The organism is Undibacterium sp. YM2 (assembly GCF_009937975.1).
GTDB lineage: Bacteria > Pseudomonadota > Gammaproteobacteria > Burkholderiales > Burkholderiaceae_D > Undibacterium.
This window is the reverse complement of the sequence record NZ_AP018441.1, coordinates 6,393,815-6,408,623: the sequence shown is the minus strand read 5'-3', so window position 1 is coordinate 6,408,623 and position 14,809 is coordinate 6,393,815. Positions and strand designations below refer to the sequence as shown.

15 protein-coding genes are annotated in these 14,809 nt (G+C 52.8%); 10 read left to right on the top strand and 5 right to left on the bottom strand.

Features of this window, described 5'->3' with window-relative positions; all coding sequences use genetic code 11:
- Positions 1-46: 46 nt before the first annotated feature.
- Positions 47-589 (bottom strand): hypothetical protein, encoded by a 543-nt coding sequence (locus UNDYM_RS29380; protein WP_162044320.1) that lies wholly within the window; start codon positions 587-589, stop codon positions 47-49.
- Between the two features lie 123 nt (positions 590-712).
- On the opposite strand from UNDYM_RS29380, the gene UNDYM_RS29375 reads away from it, so the two are divergent.
- The gene (locus tag UNDYM_RS29375; protein ID WP_162044319.1) at positions 713-2,332 is read left to right on the top strand and encodes a M28 family peptidase; all 1,620 of its coding nucleotides are present in this window, start codon (positions 713-715) and stop codon (positions 2,330-2,332) included.
- A 102-nt stretch (positions 2,333-2,434) separates the two neighbouring features.
- Entirely contained in the window at positions 2,435-4,513 is a 2,079-nt protein-coding gene (locus tag UNDYM_RS29370) for a M13 family metallopeptidase (protein ID WP_162044318.1), read from the top strand.
- 157 nt (positions 4,514-4,670) lie between these two features.
- On the opposite strand, the gene UNDYM_RS29365 is transcribed toward UNDYM_RS29370, so the two are convergent.
- Both UNDYM_RS29365 and UNDYM_RS29360 read right to left on the bottom strand, forming a co-directional pair.
- Positions 4,671-5,465, bottom strand: coding sequence for a LytTR family DNA-binding domain-containing protein (locus tag UNDYM_RS29365; protein WP_162044317.1), 795 nt, complete (start codon positions 5,463-5,465; stop codon positions 4,671-4,673).
- The gene (locus UNDYM_RS29360; protein WP_162044316.1) at positions 5,462-6,640 is read right to left on the bottom strand and encodes a sensor histidine kinase; all 1,179 of its coding nucleotides are present in this window, start codon (positions 6,638-6,640) and stop codon (positions 5,462-5,464) included. Before UNDYM_RS29360 ends, UNDYM_RS29365 begins: the two co-directional genes overlap by 4 nt.
- Before the next feature lie 159 nt (positions 6,641-6,799).
- Between UNDYM_RS29360 and UNDYM_RS29355 the strand changes: the two genes are divergently transcribed.
- The 3 genes from UNDYM_RS29355 (at position 6,800) to UNDYM_RS29345 (ending at position 9,941) form a co-directional block, all read left to right on the top strand.
- Entirely contained in the window at positions 6,800-7,279 is a 480-nt protein-coding gene (locus tag UNDYM_RS29355) for a (2Fe-2S)-binding protein (RefSeq protein ID WP_370529495.1), read from the top strand.
- Complete coding sequence (locus UNDYM_RS29350) at positions 7,276-9,468, top strand: molybdopterin cofactor-binding domain-containing protein (RefSeq protein ID WP_162044314.1); 2,193 nt, start codon at positions 7,276-7,278, stop codon at positions 9,466-9,468. Before UNDYM_RS29355 ends, UNDYM_RS29350 begins: the two co-directional genes overlap by 4 nt.
- Before the next feature lie 80 nt (positions 9,469-9,548).
- Entirely contained in the window at positions 9,549-9,941 is a 393-nt protein-coding gene (locus UNDYM_RS29345) for an MAPEG family protein (RefSeq protein WP_162044313.1), read from the top strand.
- Positions 9,942-9,943: 2 nt separating this feature from the next.
- On the opposite strand, the gene UNDYM_RS29340 is transcribed toward UNDYM_RS29345, so the two are convergent.
- Complete coding sequence (locus UNDYM_RS29340) at positions 9,944-11,461, bottom strand: tetratricopeptide repeat protein (RefSeq protein WP_162044312.1); 1,518 nt, start codon at positions 11,459-11,461, stop codon at positions 9,944-9,946.
- Positions 11,462-11,514: 53 nt separating this feature from the next.
- Here UNDYM_RS29340 and UNDYM_RS29335 point away from each other — a divergent pair, with 53 nt between their 5' ends.
- Positions 11,515-11,784: a hypothetical protein gene (locus tag UNDYM_RS29335; protein ID WP_162044311.1), complete on the top strand. Its 270-nt coding sequence runs from the start codon at positions 11,515-11,517 to the stop codon at positions 11,782-11,784.
- Here the strand turns inward: UNDYM_RS29335 and UNDYM_RS29330 are convergent.
- Positions 11,781-12,341, bottom strand: coding sequence for a GNAT family N-acetyltransferase (locus UNDYM_RS29330; RefSeq protein WP_162044310.1), 561 nt, complete (start codon positions 12,339-12,341; stop codon positions 11,781-11,783). The genes UNDYM_RS29335 and UNDYM_RS29330 overlap by 4 nt on opposite strands.
- Positions 12,342-12,510: 169 nt before the next feature.
- Between UNDYM_RS29330 and UNDYM_RS29325 the strand changes: the two genes are divergently transcribed.
- From UNDYM_RS29325 to UNDYM_RS29310, 4 genes are all read left to right on the top strand, one after another.
- Positions 12,511-13,005 (top strand): low molecular weight protein-tyrosine-phosphatase, encoded by a 495-nt coding sequence (locus UNDYM_RS29325; RefSeq protein ID WP_162044309.1) that lies wholly within the window; start codon positions 12,511-12,513, stop codon positions 13,003-13,005.
- Positions 13,002-13,232 (top strand): hypothetical protein, encoded by a 231-nt coding sequence (locus UNDYM_RS29320; protein ID WP_162044308.1) that lies wholly within the window; start codon positions 13,002-13,004, stop codon positions 13,230-13,232. Before UNDYM_RS29325 ends, UNDYM_RS29320 begins: the two co-directional genes overlap by 4 nt.
- Positions 13,233-13,243: 11 nt before the next feature.
- Positions 13,244-14,197 carry a M23 family metallopeptidase gene (locus UNDYM_RS29315; RefSeq protein WP_162044307.1) on the top strand — a complete coding sequence of 318 codons (954 nt, stop codon included), beginning with the start codon at positions 13,244-13,246 and terminating at the stop codon, positions 14,195-14,197.
- 181 nt (positions 14,198-14,378) lie between these two features.
- Positions 14,379-14,807: a DUF2170 family protein gene (locus UNDYM_RS29310; RefSeq protein ID WP_162044306.1), complete on the top strand. Its 429-nt coding sequence runs from the start codon at positions 14,379-14,381 to the stop codon at positions 14,805-14,807.
- Positions 14,808-14,809 lie beyond the last annotated feature (2 nt).

The window sequence follows — 14,809 nt, the reverse complement described above, 5'->3', positions numbered from 1 at the left end:
GGCCTGTCGGTAATGACAGGCCGTTTTTTTATGCGCTCTATTTCTGCTATTGGCCAGCTTTGCCTGGCTTGCTGAACTTGGCGACAGGCTTGCAACTGGCGTCGAACATATATTGCCTGGCTGCTTGTGCTTTCCTTGTCTGCTCCATGTTCTGTACGCGTATTGTGTCACCAGTGATCTTCCACTGGGATGCAGATACATCCAGTTCATGCAGTTTGGTGCAACTGGCCGTGTTGTAGAACATCAGAAAATCATTCGAGCCACTATATTCATGGGTGACCAGCACCTGTTCGCCCTGGCTCAGATAGACATCTTTCCTGACCCAGATACCACCGTTGATTTCACACCGGGTATTTGTGGCGAGTTGCAAGACCTGTAAAGGTGGCTCGGGAAAGGCATCGACTGCAGGATCATTGGCCTCGCTATGGAAGCGCAATTCCACGGATTTGGACTTTGCATGGAAAGTCTCATACTGCCCTGGCGTAAGCGGAGTCACGGCAAGCTTGTGCAATTGGCAGCCAGCAGCATGTACCTGCGTCGTCAAAAGGCAGGTCAGCATGGCAAACAAGGTGGTTTTTTTTGGGAGCATGGTCAATCTGGTATCGCAATATCAATAAAATACACAATTTTACTTGCAGATGTTGAACGTATTCTGACTTTCCTGCTCAAAACCATCTGCTGCACTCACTATCCTGTCCTGAATAATAACCATATGAAAAAACATTCTGCACACTATTTGCCTGCGGCCTTACTGGGCCTGGCGCTCACCGTTTCCTCGTACAGCCAAGCCCAGATACAAGATGCCAGGGTAAATGAAACCGCCTTGCGTGCCCACCTGGCACTACTGTCTTCTGACCTGTTTGAAGGCCGTGGCACAGGCCAGCGCGGTGGTGACCTGACGGTAGCCTACCTCGAAACTCAGGCAGCCGTTGCCGGTTTATTGCCAGCCAATGGCAAGAGTTACAGGCAAGCGGTTAGCATCAATGGCATCAAATCCTTGCCGTTGGAAAGCTCGGTCAATATAAAACTTGCCAGGTCACTCAACCTGACTTTTGGTGAAGACTGGATCTGGAGTGCGGGTGATGCGATGAGCTCGCACCAGTTTGATCATGAATTGCTGTTTGTCGGTTACGGCATCAACGCTCCAGAAGAGCAATGGGACGATTTCAAGGATGTTGATTGTAAAGGCAAGATCCTCGTCGTCATGGTCAATGATCCGCAACCCACCGCAGAACAGCCAGACCGCTTTGGCGGCAAGGCTTTGACTTATTATGGCCGCCGTACTTACAAGACTGAAGAAGCCCTGCGCCGTGGTGCTGCCGGAGTTTTGCTGATACATACCGATGCGTCAGCAAATATAGGCTGGGATGTCTTGAAAAACGGCGGCATGGGCGAGCAATTCCAGCTGGCGAATAAAGATGCCAAAGGTTTGGCGATACAAGGCTGGATTACCGATGGCGCAGCAAATACCCTGTTTGCCGCATCAGGCCTGGATTTGAATGCCTTGCGTCAGGCAGCTGAGCGCAAGGATTTCAAACCCGTCGCCATCAAGGCCAGGCTCAAGGGTGAGGCAAAATCGCACATACGCCAGCTTGAGCAATTCAATATCGCAGGCATCGTACCCGGCACTGACCCGCAATTGAAAAACGAGCTGGTGATCTACAGTGCCCACTGGGATCACCTGGGCAAGCAGGAAGGTGCAGGTGATCAGATTTATAACGGTGCCGTCGATAATGGTTCAGGCACAGCAGCCTTGCTGGCGATGGCAAAGGCAGCAGTGCAGCAACCAGCAAAACGCAGCCAGATGTTCCTGTGGGTGGCAGCAGAAGAACAAGGCCTGCTGGGCAGCGCCTGGTATGCGGCGCACCCGCTGTGGGCCTTGAACAAGACAGCGGCAGCCCTGAATCTCGATACGCTTAATTTTGTAGGCCGTACCAGGGACATCAGCGCCTTTGGTGCCGACCGCAGTGACCTCATCGTTGCTGCAAAGAAGGTGGCGCAAGGCATGAACATGACAGTTGCGCCGCCGCGTGTGGATGTGGCCGGTGGCTATTTCCGCAGCGACCATTTCAGCTTTGCCAAGGCCGGAGTACCGGCATTTTCCATAGGCAGTGGCCGTGACTATATCAATGAGCCGCAAGCCTCACAGGAAAAAGCGCGTGGCTATGGCAAGCGTTATCATCAGGTCACAGACGAGTATGACCCAAGCTGGGATCTGTCCGGCATGACTGAGCAGGCACAGTTCACTCTCAACCTGGGACGCGAAATTGCTGATGCCCCGAAAATGCCGGTCTGGAAGGAAAATGATGCATTTGCGAAAGTAAGGAAATAAAACAATAAAAAGATGGTGGAACTTGTCCTGAAAAATGATTTCCAAGCCTATGCCGTCTATCCTTAGACAAAATCTCTACAAGAATTTATAAGAAAGAAAATAATGAACCAGACAATATTTAAATTAAAGCCCATCGCCAGTGTCTGTCTGCAAGTCATGCTGGCCATACCCTTGATGAACGGCATGGCACATGCTGCCGACGCTCCTGTCTCAAAAAACGTTGCACCGACAAAAAAAGAAAGCGGCATGGATACCGCAGTTGCCCCCGGTGACGACTTTAACCGCTATGCCAACGGTGGCTGGGAAAAAACTGCCATCATCCCTGACGACAAAGTTGCAGTCGGCATTTTTGATGTCCTGAAAGAAGAGTCTGATGCCAAGGTCCTGAAAATCATAGAGCAATCAACCAAGGCTGAAGCAGGCAGTGCCGTGCGCAAGATCGGTGACTTCTACACTTCTTACCTCAATACCGATGTCATCAACAAACGTGGCCTGACACCGCTGCAAGGCGAGATGCAAAGTATTGCCGACCTCAAGGATAAGGCCGCGCTGGCGACTTATCTGGGCAAGCATTTACGTGCCGACGTCGATCCTATCAATGCCACCAATGTATTTACTGAAAACCTGTTTGGCCTATGGGTGTCGCAAGGCTTCCATGACCACACGAAATACATGCCTTACCTGCTGCAAGGTGGCCTGGGCCTGCCTGACCGTGAATACTATCTGTCGGCCAGCCCCAAGATGGCTGAACTAAGGAAAAACTATCTGGCGCATATTGCTGCGACCCTGAAACTGGCGAATGTGCCCGATGCCGAGCAAGCCGCCAAGCGTGTCTTTGATCTGGAAATGCTGATCGCCAAAGGCCATGCGAATCGTGAAGACACTTCGGATGTCTTGAAAGCGGACAATACCTGGACGCTGGCTGACTTCAATAAAAAAGCCGCAGGCCTGGATTGGGCAGCTTATTTCAAGGCGGCAGGTCTGGATGGACAAAGCAAATTCATCATCTGGCATCCCACTGCATTGAAGGCATCGTCGGCATTGGTAGCGAAAACGCCGCTGGCAAACTGGCAGGATTATTTGCGCTTCCATGCCATCAACACGCGTTCCACGGTATTGCCACAGGCCTTCTTTGACCAGCGCTTCAAGTTTTACAGCGCACTCAGCGGTGCCAAAGCACCTCAGCCGCGCTGGAAATATGCAGTGGCAGCAACCAATAATGCGGTCGGTGAAGAAGTCGGTAAATTGTATGTGGCCGAGAATTTCTCATCTGAATCCAAGACCCGTATCAATGGCATGGTCAGCAATATCCTTGCTGCCTTTGGCGAACGCGTACAGGCCTTGAAATGGATGACGCCAGCCACCAAGCAAGAGGCATTGGCAAAAATTAAATCGACCTATGTTGGTGTTGGTTACCCGGACAAGTGGCGCGATTATTCTGGCCTGGTGGTCGATGCAAATGATGCCTATGGCAACCGCGAGCGTTCGCAGGAATTTGAATACAGCCGCGCCCTTGCAAAATTTGGCCAGCCTGTGGATGTCACCGAATGGTGCATGAATGCGCAACTGGTGAATGCCGTTAACATGCCGCTGCAAAATGCCATCAATTTCCCGGCGGCGTATTTGCAATCGCCGAACTTTGACCTGACTGCCAGCGACGCCACCAATTACGGTGCTTTGGGTGCCACCATAGGCCATGAAATCAGCCACAGCTTTGATAATTCCGGCGCCATGTTTGATGCAAAAGGCGAATTGCGCAACTGGTGGAGCAAGGCTGACCTCGCGCATTTCAAGACTTCTTCCAAAGCCCTGATCGCCCAGTTCAATCAATACAAGGCCTTCCCCGACCTGTCAGTGAATGGTGCACAGACCCTGGGTGAAAACATTGCCGATCTGGCCGGTTTGATGGCCGCTTATGACGCCTATCGTGCGTCGATGAAACAAAAAGGCCAGGCCATTACCAAGGATGATGAACAGGAATTCTTCCTCGCCTATGCCCGCAGCTGGCGCGGCAAGATGCGTGATGAAACCTTGCGCACAGCCATCATCACCAATGAACACGCACCAGGACAATACCGCGTCCTGACCGTGCGTAATCTGGATGCCTGGTACGATGCCTTTGCCGTGCAGCCTGGTCAGAAACTTTATCTGGCACCCAAGGACAGGGTCAAGGTCTGGTAAAAAACCTGCTTACGATCTTACTGCGCGAGCGTGATCGGGACTCATGTGCTGCTCAAAATGCTCATGTACTAGAGTACATTCCGCTTTTTGCGCTGCTCTTCACCCCGCTGACGCACGCTCGCTACAGATCGTAAACAGGTTTTAAGAAAAAAAGATGTCAGGTCGTCCGCAAGCCATCATGCATGCGTCGCCTGACCTCGGCAACATAGCGCTCGCTGACCGGGACTTTGTCCTGACTGGCGAGCACCAATTGATACACCCCATCTCCCAATACCTCAAGCTGACTGAGCTGGTCACAGCGCACGATGGCACTGCGATGAACACGCATGAAGTGCGCCGGATCAAGATGTTTTTCGAGCTGACTCAGTGCCACCCTGTGCAATACCTGTCTCTGCCCCAGATGCAATTGCATGTAATTTCCTGCCGCTTCTATCCATAAGACATCTGCCAGCTGTATGCACTCTATGCGGCCTACCGAGCGCACGCTGACTTGTTGCCAGTAAGCCGGCTGTTCTTTTTTTGCCTCATCCTCAGCTTTGACATACTGGCTCATGGCTTGCGCATAACTGGCTTGCTGGCGCTGGGTGAGCATGGCAGCAGCACGTTCCAGCGATAGTGCCAGACGCTCATCGTCAAAAGGTTTCAGCAGGTAATCCAGCGCGTGCAGGTCAAAGGCTTCTATCGCATGGGCGTTGAAGGCGGTGACAAAAATCACCAGCGGTGGTGTTGCCTGGGTACTCAGTTCACGTGCCAGTATCAGGCCGGTTTCGCGTGGCATTTGTATATCGAGAAAAATGACATCGACAGCACAGGCATCAAGTGCTTCACGCGCCGTGGCGACATTTGCGCATTCAGCGACGATGCTCCAGGCTGGGTGATCCTGCAAGGCATAGCGCAGGTTGGCCCGCCCGGGTTCTTCATCATCGACAATCAGTGTACGAATATTGTTCATGCTGTCGCACTCTCAGGCATCTGCAAGGGCATGCGGATTTCTACTTCATAGCGCTGTTGTCTCTCATCTTGTATGCGGCCACTATGCATGCTGGCACGTCCGGCATACATCAATTCCAGCCTGGCGCGGGTTTGTGGCAAGCCCAGCCCCAGGCCAGGGTTGGCGGCGACACCATAGCTGATGGTATTGCTGACTTTAATACTGAGTTCTTCACCATCCAGCTTGAATTGCATGCGGATATCGCTGCTGCCTTCGTGACAATCCAGATCATGGCGCAAGGCGTTTTCCAGCAGAGGTTGCAGCAGCAAGGGCGGGCAGTCGCCTGCCAGTACATTGGTGGTATCACCGGCGATGATGATCTGCAGGCGTGCACCGTAGCGCAGTCTTTGTAATTCCAGGTAATCGCGTATGAAGGTCATTTCATCTTCCAGGCTTACCCAATCCCTGCTGCTGGCCGTCAGTGCATAGCGCAGCAAATCACTGAGGCGGTTCAGACCGGTCAGGGCGATGCGCTTGTCATCACTCCTGACCAGGGCGCTGATGGCATTGAGGCAATTGAAGATGAAGTGTGGCTCCAGTTGCCCGCGCAAGGCATCCAGCCTTTGCTGTTCCAGATCCAGCCGCAGATGCAATACATCGTTCATCGATTGCTGCAAGGCCAGTTCACGCACACGCGCCTGCCGCCAGGTACAGATGGCCAGTACCGCAATGAAGGTGCCGGTGGACCAGGCAAATTCGAGGAAAATCGTAAAGTTACGCATATTGAAAGCCGTACTGACGATATCTTGCAAGCCAAAACCGGGTTTGTCCTTGAGCAGGTCAAGGATGGCGATATACATCACTTCCAGCGGTAGAAAGCACAGCAGCATGATTGCATAGGCCAGCGCTATGCCCTTCGCCTTGCTGAGAAATCGCTCGTACCGCATGAAGATCAGGTAGAGGCAGGTACTGAACACCATCATCAGCAAATGGCTGCTGACCCAGAACCACAGTATTTCGCTAAAGCTGCGTTGGGTAGTTCCGTACTTGACCAGGTCACCATAATTGCCGAGTGCACCAATGGCGCACAAACTGGTCCATACCAGGATATTGCTCAGCAAAAGCTTGAGCAAGCTGATCGCCGTGAGAGGGTGAGCCTGGTTCAGGGCGGGAGTATCTGGGCGGGCATTTTCCATGGCAGCAGTATAGCAGTCTGTATGAGCTTATTTGCCTGTACACAAAGGCAGCAGCGACAGGGTTTCGGGGTTTCGTCACAAGCTTTGCCAAGACAGTTTATCGCTGCCAGATAATCAATTTCTGCTTTAAATTGACAAGGCAAAGGGAAGCACATGGATGTGAAACTCAAAGTGAATGGACAGGTACGCACATGCCGGGCGGATGGCGATACTCCCCTGCTCTGGATACTGCGTGAAGACCTGGGCCTGACAGGCACCAAGTTTGGCTGCGGTGCCGGCCTGTGTGGTGCCTGTACCGTACATCTGGATGGTCAGGCGCTACGCAGTTGCCTTGTGCCAGTAGAAGGCCTGAATGGGCGCAACATCACGACGATAGAAGGCCTGTCGCCCGACCGCAGCCATGTCCTGCAGCAAGCCTGGATAGAGCATCAGGTACCGCAATGTGGTTATTGCCAGTCAGGCATGCTGATGGCGGCTGCTGCCTTGTTGAAAACCACACCACATCCCAGCGACAAGCAAATCGATGCTGTCATGACCAATTTGTGCCGTTGCGGTACTTATCCGCGTGTCAGGGCGGCCATACATACTGCTGCTGCCAGGCTCAAGCCATTGCCAGGCAAGAAAGGGGTAAAAGCATGACTACTCTGGCTTCGCCTGCGCGCAGGAATTTTCTTAAATCTTCCCTGGTGGCCGGTGCATGGGTGCTGGGCAGCAGCACCATACCCATGCTTGATAGCCTGGCAGCAGATGAAGCAAGCAAGACAGTCTCACCCTCTGATTCACCCTTTGATTTCTGGCTCAGCATGGACGGCACAGGTGTGGTCACTGCTTACACGACGGTCACCAATCTGGGACAGGGCACACATGCGGCGATTGCCCAGATCGTGGCAGAAGAACTGGAGATGCCCATCGCAAATGTACGCATACAACATGCACCCGTCGTCAAGCAATTCCACAGGGAATGGCCGCCCGGCATCACGACTTTTGCCAGCGCCGGTTTTAATTCTGCATTGGAAACGATAGCACCAGCCTGTGCAGCAGCAAGGCAAATGTTGTTGCAGGCGGCAGCCTTGCAATGGCAGGTCGATGTTAAAGATTGCACCGCAGGCAATGCGCAGGTGGCTCATGCTGCCACAGGCCGCAGCTTGCCCTATACCGCCTTGATCAAGGCAGCGGCAGCGCTGACACCGCCAGAAAAACCGGTGATCAGATCACCCAAAGACTGGAAGGTGCTGGGGCAGTCAGCACCACGCCCCGACATCCCGGCGCGGGTAGATGGCAGTGCCGTGTTTGGTATCGATGTGCAAAGGCCGGGCATGCTGATGGCAGTTGTCCTGCATGCGCCGCGTTTTGGCAGCAGCTTGCAAAGCGTGGATGATAGCCCTGCACTGGCTGTAAAAGGCGTACGCAAGGTCGTGCATCTGCCGAATGCTGTGGCAGTGGTGGCCGATCGTTACTGGATAGCCCACAAGGCTGTGCAATTGCTCAAGCCTGTATGGCAGGATGGTGCGCATGCCAGCATCAACACCGCAGAGATGCGCACCAGCTTGCTGAGGGCAGTTGCTGCTGGCGATGGCAAGCTCTTCCCTCGCCCAAAAAAACAAAAAGAAGGCGCTGCGGAGACAGCGATGAAAGAGGCAGGTAGCATTATCGACACCAGCTTTGATGTGCCCTTCCTGGCCCATGCAACGATGGAACCCCTGAATGCCACTGTTGAAGTGACTGCTGCAGGTGCACAAGTCTGGCTATCCACCCAAAGCCAGACGGACACACAAAATGGCGTCGCCAAGGCACTGGGTTTTCAGCCTGAGCAAGTACAGATACATACCCAGCATGTAGGCGGCGGATTTGGCCGCAGGCTGGAACATGATTTTGCTATCGAGGCCGCCTTGATCGCCAAAGCCGCCGGTGCCACCGTAAAAACCATCTGGTCGCGTGAGAACGATATGCGGGCTGGTTATTACCGCCCCATCACCGCTGCCCGCGTGCAACTGGCGCTGGATAAAGATTATCTGCCCACGGTTTTACGGCTTGATACTGCAGGCCCCTCACTACTCGAATATACGCGGGTCACGAATAGTCCGGCCAGGGATGGTCTTGACTGGACCTATATCATGGGCTGGTTCGGCAGCACTTATAAATTCCCTTTATTCGATACCCGCTGGACACGTGTTGATTTTGGTGTCCCCTGTTCTTACTGGCGCTCGGTAGGCAATTCGCAAAACTGTTTTTTTCTTGAACATACGCTTGAACAGGCTGCACGCAAGGCGGGCATGGACAGCCTGGAATACCGTCGTCGTCTGTTGCAGCACAATCCCAAGGCCCTTGCCTTTGTGAATGCGCTGGCAGAACGCGCAGGCTGGAGCAAGCCCTTGCCCAAGGGGCATTATCGTGGTTTTGCCATGAACGGCAATAGCTTCCTGTTCAGTGCGCATATTGTTGAAATTGCGATCAGCAAACCCGGACAATTCCGTCTGGTTAAAATTACCGCTGGTATCAACCCGGGAGTTGTCGCCAATCCCAAAGCAGTTGAGGCGCAGATGATGGGTGGCACCTTGTTTGGTCTATCTGCTGCCCTGTTTGGCGAAATCAGTTTCAAGGATGGTCAGGTGGAACAGGGCAATTTTGATAGCTATCGTCTGGTCACGCTGGCACAGACACCCGTACTGGACGTCATGGTCATGAGTACCGGTGACAGGCCGGAAGGCGTGGGCGAAGAAGGCCCGCCATCGATAGGCCCGGCTATTGCCAATGCCTTGCTGGCAGCCAGTGGCAAGCCTGTGACCCGCCTGCCTTTGACGCAGGCAGGATGGATGCTGGTGGCGTAAAAATATTTGCTGCAGCTCGTTGTGACTACTGGTATCGTGCAATTCTCAAATTTGAATTCACACTATTCCAGGAGATAAAGATGACGATAGCAAACTGGTGCGTATTGGCAGCCTGCCTGTTACCGATAGTGTCAGTCGGCCTGGCCAAGGGGGGCTCGGCGAAAGTGCCACGTGAACAAGGCAGGTATGACAATGATAATCCCAGGGAGTGGGCCAAAAACCTGAGTGGCTGGCGGCAGCGTGCCAATGCAGCCCAGCAAAACGGCTTTGAAGCCCTGCCGCTGTTTATTGCTGCGGTTGTTCTTGCACAGCAAGCCCATGCTGATCAGGCGCGCATAGACCAGCTGGCGGTCTTGTTCATCGCCATCCGCATCGTCTATATCATGGCCTATCTGATGAACCAGGGAACCCTGCGCACCCTGGTGTGGGCAGGCGGAATGGGAACCAGCATCGCCATCTTGTTGATGGCTTAGACTTAGGTTTTGATCATGACCAGGATATGGGCGGGTACATCTTCGCCCCTGTCCTGACGTGCAATTTCCTGGCTGGATTCGACGATTTTGAATCCATGTGTATGCGCCAGCCGTTGCAGGTAGGTATAGCTATGGGCATAGCGCTGGGATGAGCGCAAAATGTAGTCTGTGTTTTCGTCTGTTTTTTCAACTGAGGCTTCCACTGAAAATCCCAGCACTGCGCCAGCCTGCATGACACGGCTGGCCGCAGCAAATACGGTATCGAGTGCACCGATATAGACAAACACATCGGCAGCCATGATGAGGTCAAAATCCTGGTCTTGTACTTGCAACCAGTCGCTGATTTCTGCACAGTGCAGTTCATCATACAAGCCTGTCTTTCTGGCCTGGCCCAGCATTTTTTCTGACAAGTCTATGCCTGTCAATTTGCAGGCTGTTGGCCGCAGATAAGTGCCACACAAACCTGTGCCACAACCAAGGTCCAGATAATTGCCAGGCCCGGCTTTAACATGTTTGCTCAATGCCTTGCCGAGCAAAGCGGGGATTTGATAATGCAAGACTTTCAGCAAATGCTCATCAAAATGCGTAGCGTACTGATCAAACAAATCTGCGATGTAGGCGGGTGGTGACATTGCGGGTGCATCCATCACGCCCAATGCTGCCAGCGCATAATTGATGTGTGCCAGCTCTGTCTCATCTTTGCAGTGTTTTGCTGCTGTCTGATAGGCCGCGATGGCAGCAGCGTCTTGCCCCATCTGGCGTAAAGTATTGCCGTATTGCAGATGCGCCTTGACGTAATTCGGTTTGAGTTTTATTGCCTGTTCAAAACTGTCTGCAGCGGCTGCTAACCGCTGTATTTTTTGCAGGCAGATACCCCGGTTGCACAGGGCTTGAGTATGCTCAGGCTGCAAATGCAAGACAACGTCATACCCTGCGATGGCATCTTCTTCCAGCCGCAAACACTGCAGGCTGAAAGCGCGGGCAAAATGGATGGCTGCATCTTGCGGTTTTAATGTCAGGGCTTCATCAAAGTCTTGCAAGGCTTGCTGGTGCTCGTCCATTTCCTGCAGCGCGATACCACGGTTTAATAAAGCTTCTGTATAGCGGGGATTCAGGCGCAGGGCCTTGTCATAATTATGCAGGGCAGCTACCAGTTTGCCCATGCTGCGCAGCGTATTGCCACGGTTATTCCAGGCCATGGCGTAGTCTGGCTTCAATTGCAGCGCCCGGTCATAACTGAGCAAAGCTTCTTCTGGCAAGCCCAGGTCTTGCAAGGCAGCACCCAGGTTGCCGTGCGCAATCGCCTGCTGTGCATCGATAGCAATCGCCTCGCGCAGACGTGTCACTGCCAGCCTGGCATCGCCACGTTGTTTTGCTATGACGCCCAGCAGTTGCAAGGCATCAAAATGCTCAGGCTGGTTTTGTAAAACCTGCAGGTAGAGTGCTTCTGCTGCATCCAGCCTGCCTTGCTGGTGCAGTGCGACTGCCTGCTGCAATATTGCGCTGATTTGTTTGCTCATTCTACTGTTCAATTTCCTGTACTATCTGGACTATCTTATCAAGGACTAATGCTATGGATGAACAGGAATTGTTGGCGCTGTTATGGAGCCTGTTGCCTTCCCGCGCCTACCTGATTGCCGCCTTTGTTTTTGGCTTGCTCGGTATGGCCGCGTTTTACTATGGCAGGAAAAAAACCAACAAGCGTGTCACATGGCTGTCTGTGGGACTGATGTTTTATCCCTATGTCATCGGCAGCGACATACGCTTGCTATACGGCGTAGGCATCGCTTTTTGCATCGCCATCGCCGTCAGTATTTATTATCCTCAGGAGCCTAAAACCTAGTCCAGGATTTTTTCCATCTCTTCAAACTGCAGGTTTTCTACCAGCATCTGTTCCTTGCCATTATCAGATGGGAAGGGCTTGAAGCGACCTGTGCGTACATAGCCACGGCGCTCGTAGTAAGCAATCAGTTCTTCCCTGACGCTGATGACGGTCATCCATATCTTGTTGATGCCCCATAATTTTTGCGCATGCTTTTCAGCAGTCTGCATGAAGTGTTTGCCTATGCCATTACCCTGTAGCACAGGGCGCACCACAAACATGCCCAGATAGGCGGCACCTTCGGTTTTTTCCAGATTCACGCAACCTATGATGTCTTCACCTTGCAAACACAGCAGGATCACGGAATCGGGATTGGCGATGAGGTCGCGCACTTCAGGCGGGAATATGCGCGAGCCCTGTAACAAATCGGCTTCCGTAGTCCATCCCGCGCGGCTGCTGTCGCCACGGTAGGCACTGTTCACCAGTGCCGCGATAGTGTCGGCGTCGGCATCAACGGCGGGGCGGAAATAGATGTCTGCGGTATTGCTGTTGGTGTTTGCTGCGGCGTTTGCTGTCATGGCTGTCTATGTAAGATGAATTCTGGCTGGCGATGGGCTGAAATAATAACATGTGTTTCTTGCGCCAGAATCTGGCTTTGCGCATGCCAGGCAGCGTGTTAACATGTCAATAGCAATAGAAAATTTTATCTCTTTATTAATTCCCCTATATTAAATCCCTGAGCTGGCAATGAAAACTTCTGCTACCAAGGCTGTCCTGTTTGTCTGCATGGGCAATATTTGCCGTTCACCCAGTGCCGAGGGCGTATTCCGCGCCCACGCCGGGGCAGCAGGGCTGGATTTGCATATCGATTCTGCCGGTACCCATGCCTATCACATAGGTGAGGCACCTGATCCGCGCTCGCAACAATTTGCAGCTCGGCGTGGCATAGACTTGTCGCAACAAAGGGCGCGTAAACTCACTGCAGATGATTTTGAGAAATTCGACCTGTTGCTGGCCATGGACAAGGAGAATCTGGCACGCATGAAAGCTGCCTGCCCACTACAATATCTGCACAAGCTCAAACTCATGATGGATTATGCCAGCCAAAGTGACAGCGAAATCGTGCCTGACCCCTACTATGGCGGGCCGGATGGCTTTGACCTGGTGCTGGATTATATCGAGGATGCCAGCGCTGGCCTCATACGCACCATACAACAGGAAGCTGACCGGAGGGACGCATGATGCAGGACCAGGAACTGGAATTTGCCAGGAGTGCGATACGCAGTTACCTGCAGACACGGCCAGCCAGCGCCGATACCGCCGAAGGCATACATCAGTTCTGGATACGTTGGCCAGATGTGGCACCGCCTTTGTCCCTGGTATTGACAGTACTGGAAGGCATGCGCGATACCGGTGAAGTTGAGAGTATCAATGTCGGTGGTCGTACCATCTGGCGTGCTGCACGCTGAAGCGTATGTCCATGTCAGCACGCACAACGTTTTTTTTGCTACCAGTTTTTCTGGTGACTCCTCTCTGCATTGCAGAGCCCATACAGGCACGCAATGAGCCCGTAAAAATCGAAACTGTCAAAGGTGTGTCATCCAACACCTTGCTGGCGACCAATACCAGCCGTATGCCAGTGACAGTGACGCTGCAGCTCAGCAACTTCAGCAACCTGACTTCGAGTAAGCCCTGGCCGATACAGGCACAAATGGCGGGCGGCCAGACCATGGAACTGGTAGAGATCGCCGCCGCCAACAGGCAATTTGGCTATACCATGGATTACAGTAGCCATATAGTGCAGGGCGACCCCAGTGCCAAACACGATGCCAGCATCAGTTATCAGATTCCTTTTGTTGCCCCACAAGGTTTCCAGGTTTTGCAGGCTGCCGACGGCCCGCAGTTTACCCATCATACGGTTGCTACCCGCTATGCGGTTGATATCGATATGCCTATCGGCACGACCGTCGTGGCAGCGCGTGCCGGGCAAGTCGTGGAAGTGGTCAGCCAGTTCGCCGATGATGGCAGGGTAGAGCAAGCTTATATCGACAGGGCCAATTATGTGCGCATCCTGCATGACGATGGCAGTTGGGCAGACTATTTCCATCTCATGCAACACTCTGCTCAAGTGCAAGCGGGTATGCGTGTCGAGGCCGGGCAGGTACTCGCTCTGTCCGGCAATAGTGGTTATTCTTCAACACCGCATCTGCATTTTCATGTGCAGATCAATCAGGCTGGTACCATCATTTCCCTGCCATTTCGCTTCCGCAATGCGCATGACGGCGTGTTTGTGCCGCGCTATCAAAGCTGGTTGATACCTGATACTCGCGCAGTGAACGCCAGCAAGACCAAAGCCGGGAAGACCCTGCGCGAATGCCTGCCCAGTGGCAAGGCTGTAGACGACACCGTTATACGCTGCCTGTCAGCCTCTTGACTTCAGTCCGGGTTAAGTTCTGGTCTTCTTATCAGCATCGCTTCATGCTTAAATAGTTGCTTAAAAAGCATAAAAATATTTTCACTTTTCTCCCTTGACATTTTATGTCGTGCGCCTAAAATGCGACATAATATGTCTCGTATCCTTTTTTTGTAATTGCTGAAAGAACTGAGGGAGTTGTATGGAAGAGCTGATGAAGCGTCTGGCAGGTATAGAAAATATACTGTCCCGGCGCATGGGTCTGGCGGATGTCAGTGCCAGCTTATTGCCTGTGACGGAGCCTGAAGGTGTGCCGGTCATGCGCATCAGCATAGAAAGCCAGGCCGAACTACCGGTTTTTGTCACCGTATCCCCCAGTCAGGTACTCTGCATCTGTTATCTGTGGACAGAAGAGGAAATCAGGCCAGAGCGCCGCGCAGAAATGCTGGAAGCCATGATGGATTTGAATATCTCTATCCCCCTTTCCAATTTTGGGCGTATAGGACAGCACTATGTCATTTATGGGTCGCTGGCACATGATGCGTCAGTGGAAGACATCGCCATCGATGTCGCCATGGTGGCTGACAATGCGATTGAAGCTTTAGATGTATTCACTGAATATCTGAAATAAGG

What these genes read in the sequence shown, in the direction of transcription:
- UNDYM_RS29380 (WP_162044320.1), bottom strand. Translation starts at nt 589, where the DNA reads ATGCTCCCAAAAAAAACCACCTTGTTTGCCATGCTGACCTGCCTTTTG.
- UNDYM_RS29375 (WP_162044319.1), top strand. Translation starts at nt 713, where the DNA reads ATGAAAAAACATTCTGCACACTATTTGCCTGCGGCCTTACTGGGCCTG.
- UNDYM_RS29370 (WP_162044318.1), top strand. Translation starts at nt 2,435, where the DNA reads ATGAACCAGACAATATTTAAATTAAAGCCCATCGCCAGTGTCTGTCTG.
- UNDYM_RS29365 (WP_162044317.1), bottom strand. Translation starts at nt 5,465, where the DNA reads ATGAACAATATTCGTACACTGATTGTCGATGATGAAGAACCCGGGCGG.
- UNDYM_RS29360 (WP_162044316.1), bottom strand. Translation starts at nt 6,640, where the DNA reads ATGGAAAATGCCCGCCCAGATACTCCCGCCCTGAACCAGGCTCACCCT.
- UNDYM_RS29350 (WP_162044314.1), top strand. Translation starts at nt 7,276, where the DNA reads ATGACTACTCTGGCTTCGCCTGCGCGCAGGAATTTTCTTAAATCTTCC.
- UNDYM_RS29345 (WP_162044313.1), top strand. Translation starts at nt 9,549, where the DNA reads ATGACGATAGCAAACTGGTGCGTATTGGCAGCCTGCCTGTTACCGATA.
- UNDYM_RS29340 (WP_162044312.1), bottom strand. Translation starts at nt 11,461, where the DNA reads ATGAGCAAACAAATCAGCGCAATATTGCAGCAGGCAGTCGCACTGCAC.
- UNDYM_RS29335 (WP_162044311.1), top strand. Translation starts at nt 11,515, where the DNA reads ATGGATGAACAGGAATTGTTGGCGCTGTTATGGAGCCTGTTGCCTTCC.
- UNDYM_RS29330 (WP_162044310.1), bottom strand. Translation starts at nt 12,341, where the DNA reads ATGACAGCAAACGCCGCAGCAAACACCAACAGCAATACCGCAGACATC.
- UNDYM_RS29325 (WP_162044309.1), top strand. Translation starts at nt 12,511, where the DNA reads ATGAAAACTTCTGCTACCAAGGCTGTCCTGTTTGTCTGCATGGGCAAT.
- UNDYM_RS29320 (WP_162044308.1), top strand. Translation starts at nt 13,002, where the DNA reads ATGATGCAGGACCAGGAACTGGAATTTGCCAGGAGTGCGATACGCAGT.
- UNDYM_RS29315 (WP_162044307.1), top strand. Translation starts at nt 13,244, where the DNA reads ATGTCAGCACGCACAACGTTTTTTTTGCTACCAGTTTTTCTGGTGACT.
- UNDYM_RS29310 (WP_162044306.1), top strand. Translation starts at nt 14,379, where the DNA reads ATGGAAGAGCTGATGAAGCGTCTGGCAGGTATAGAAAATATACTGTCC.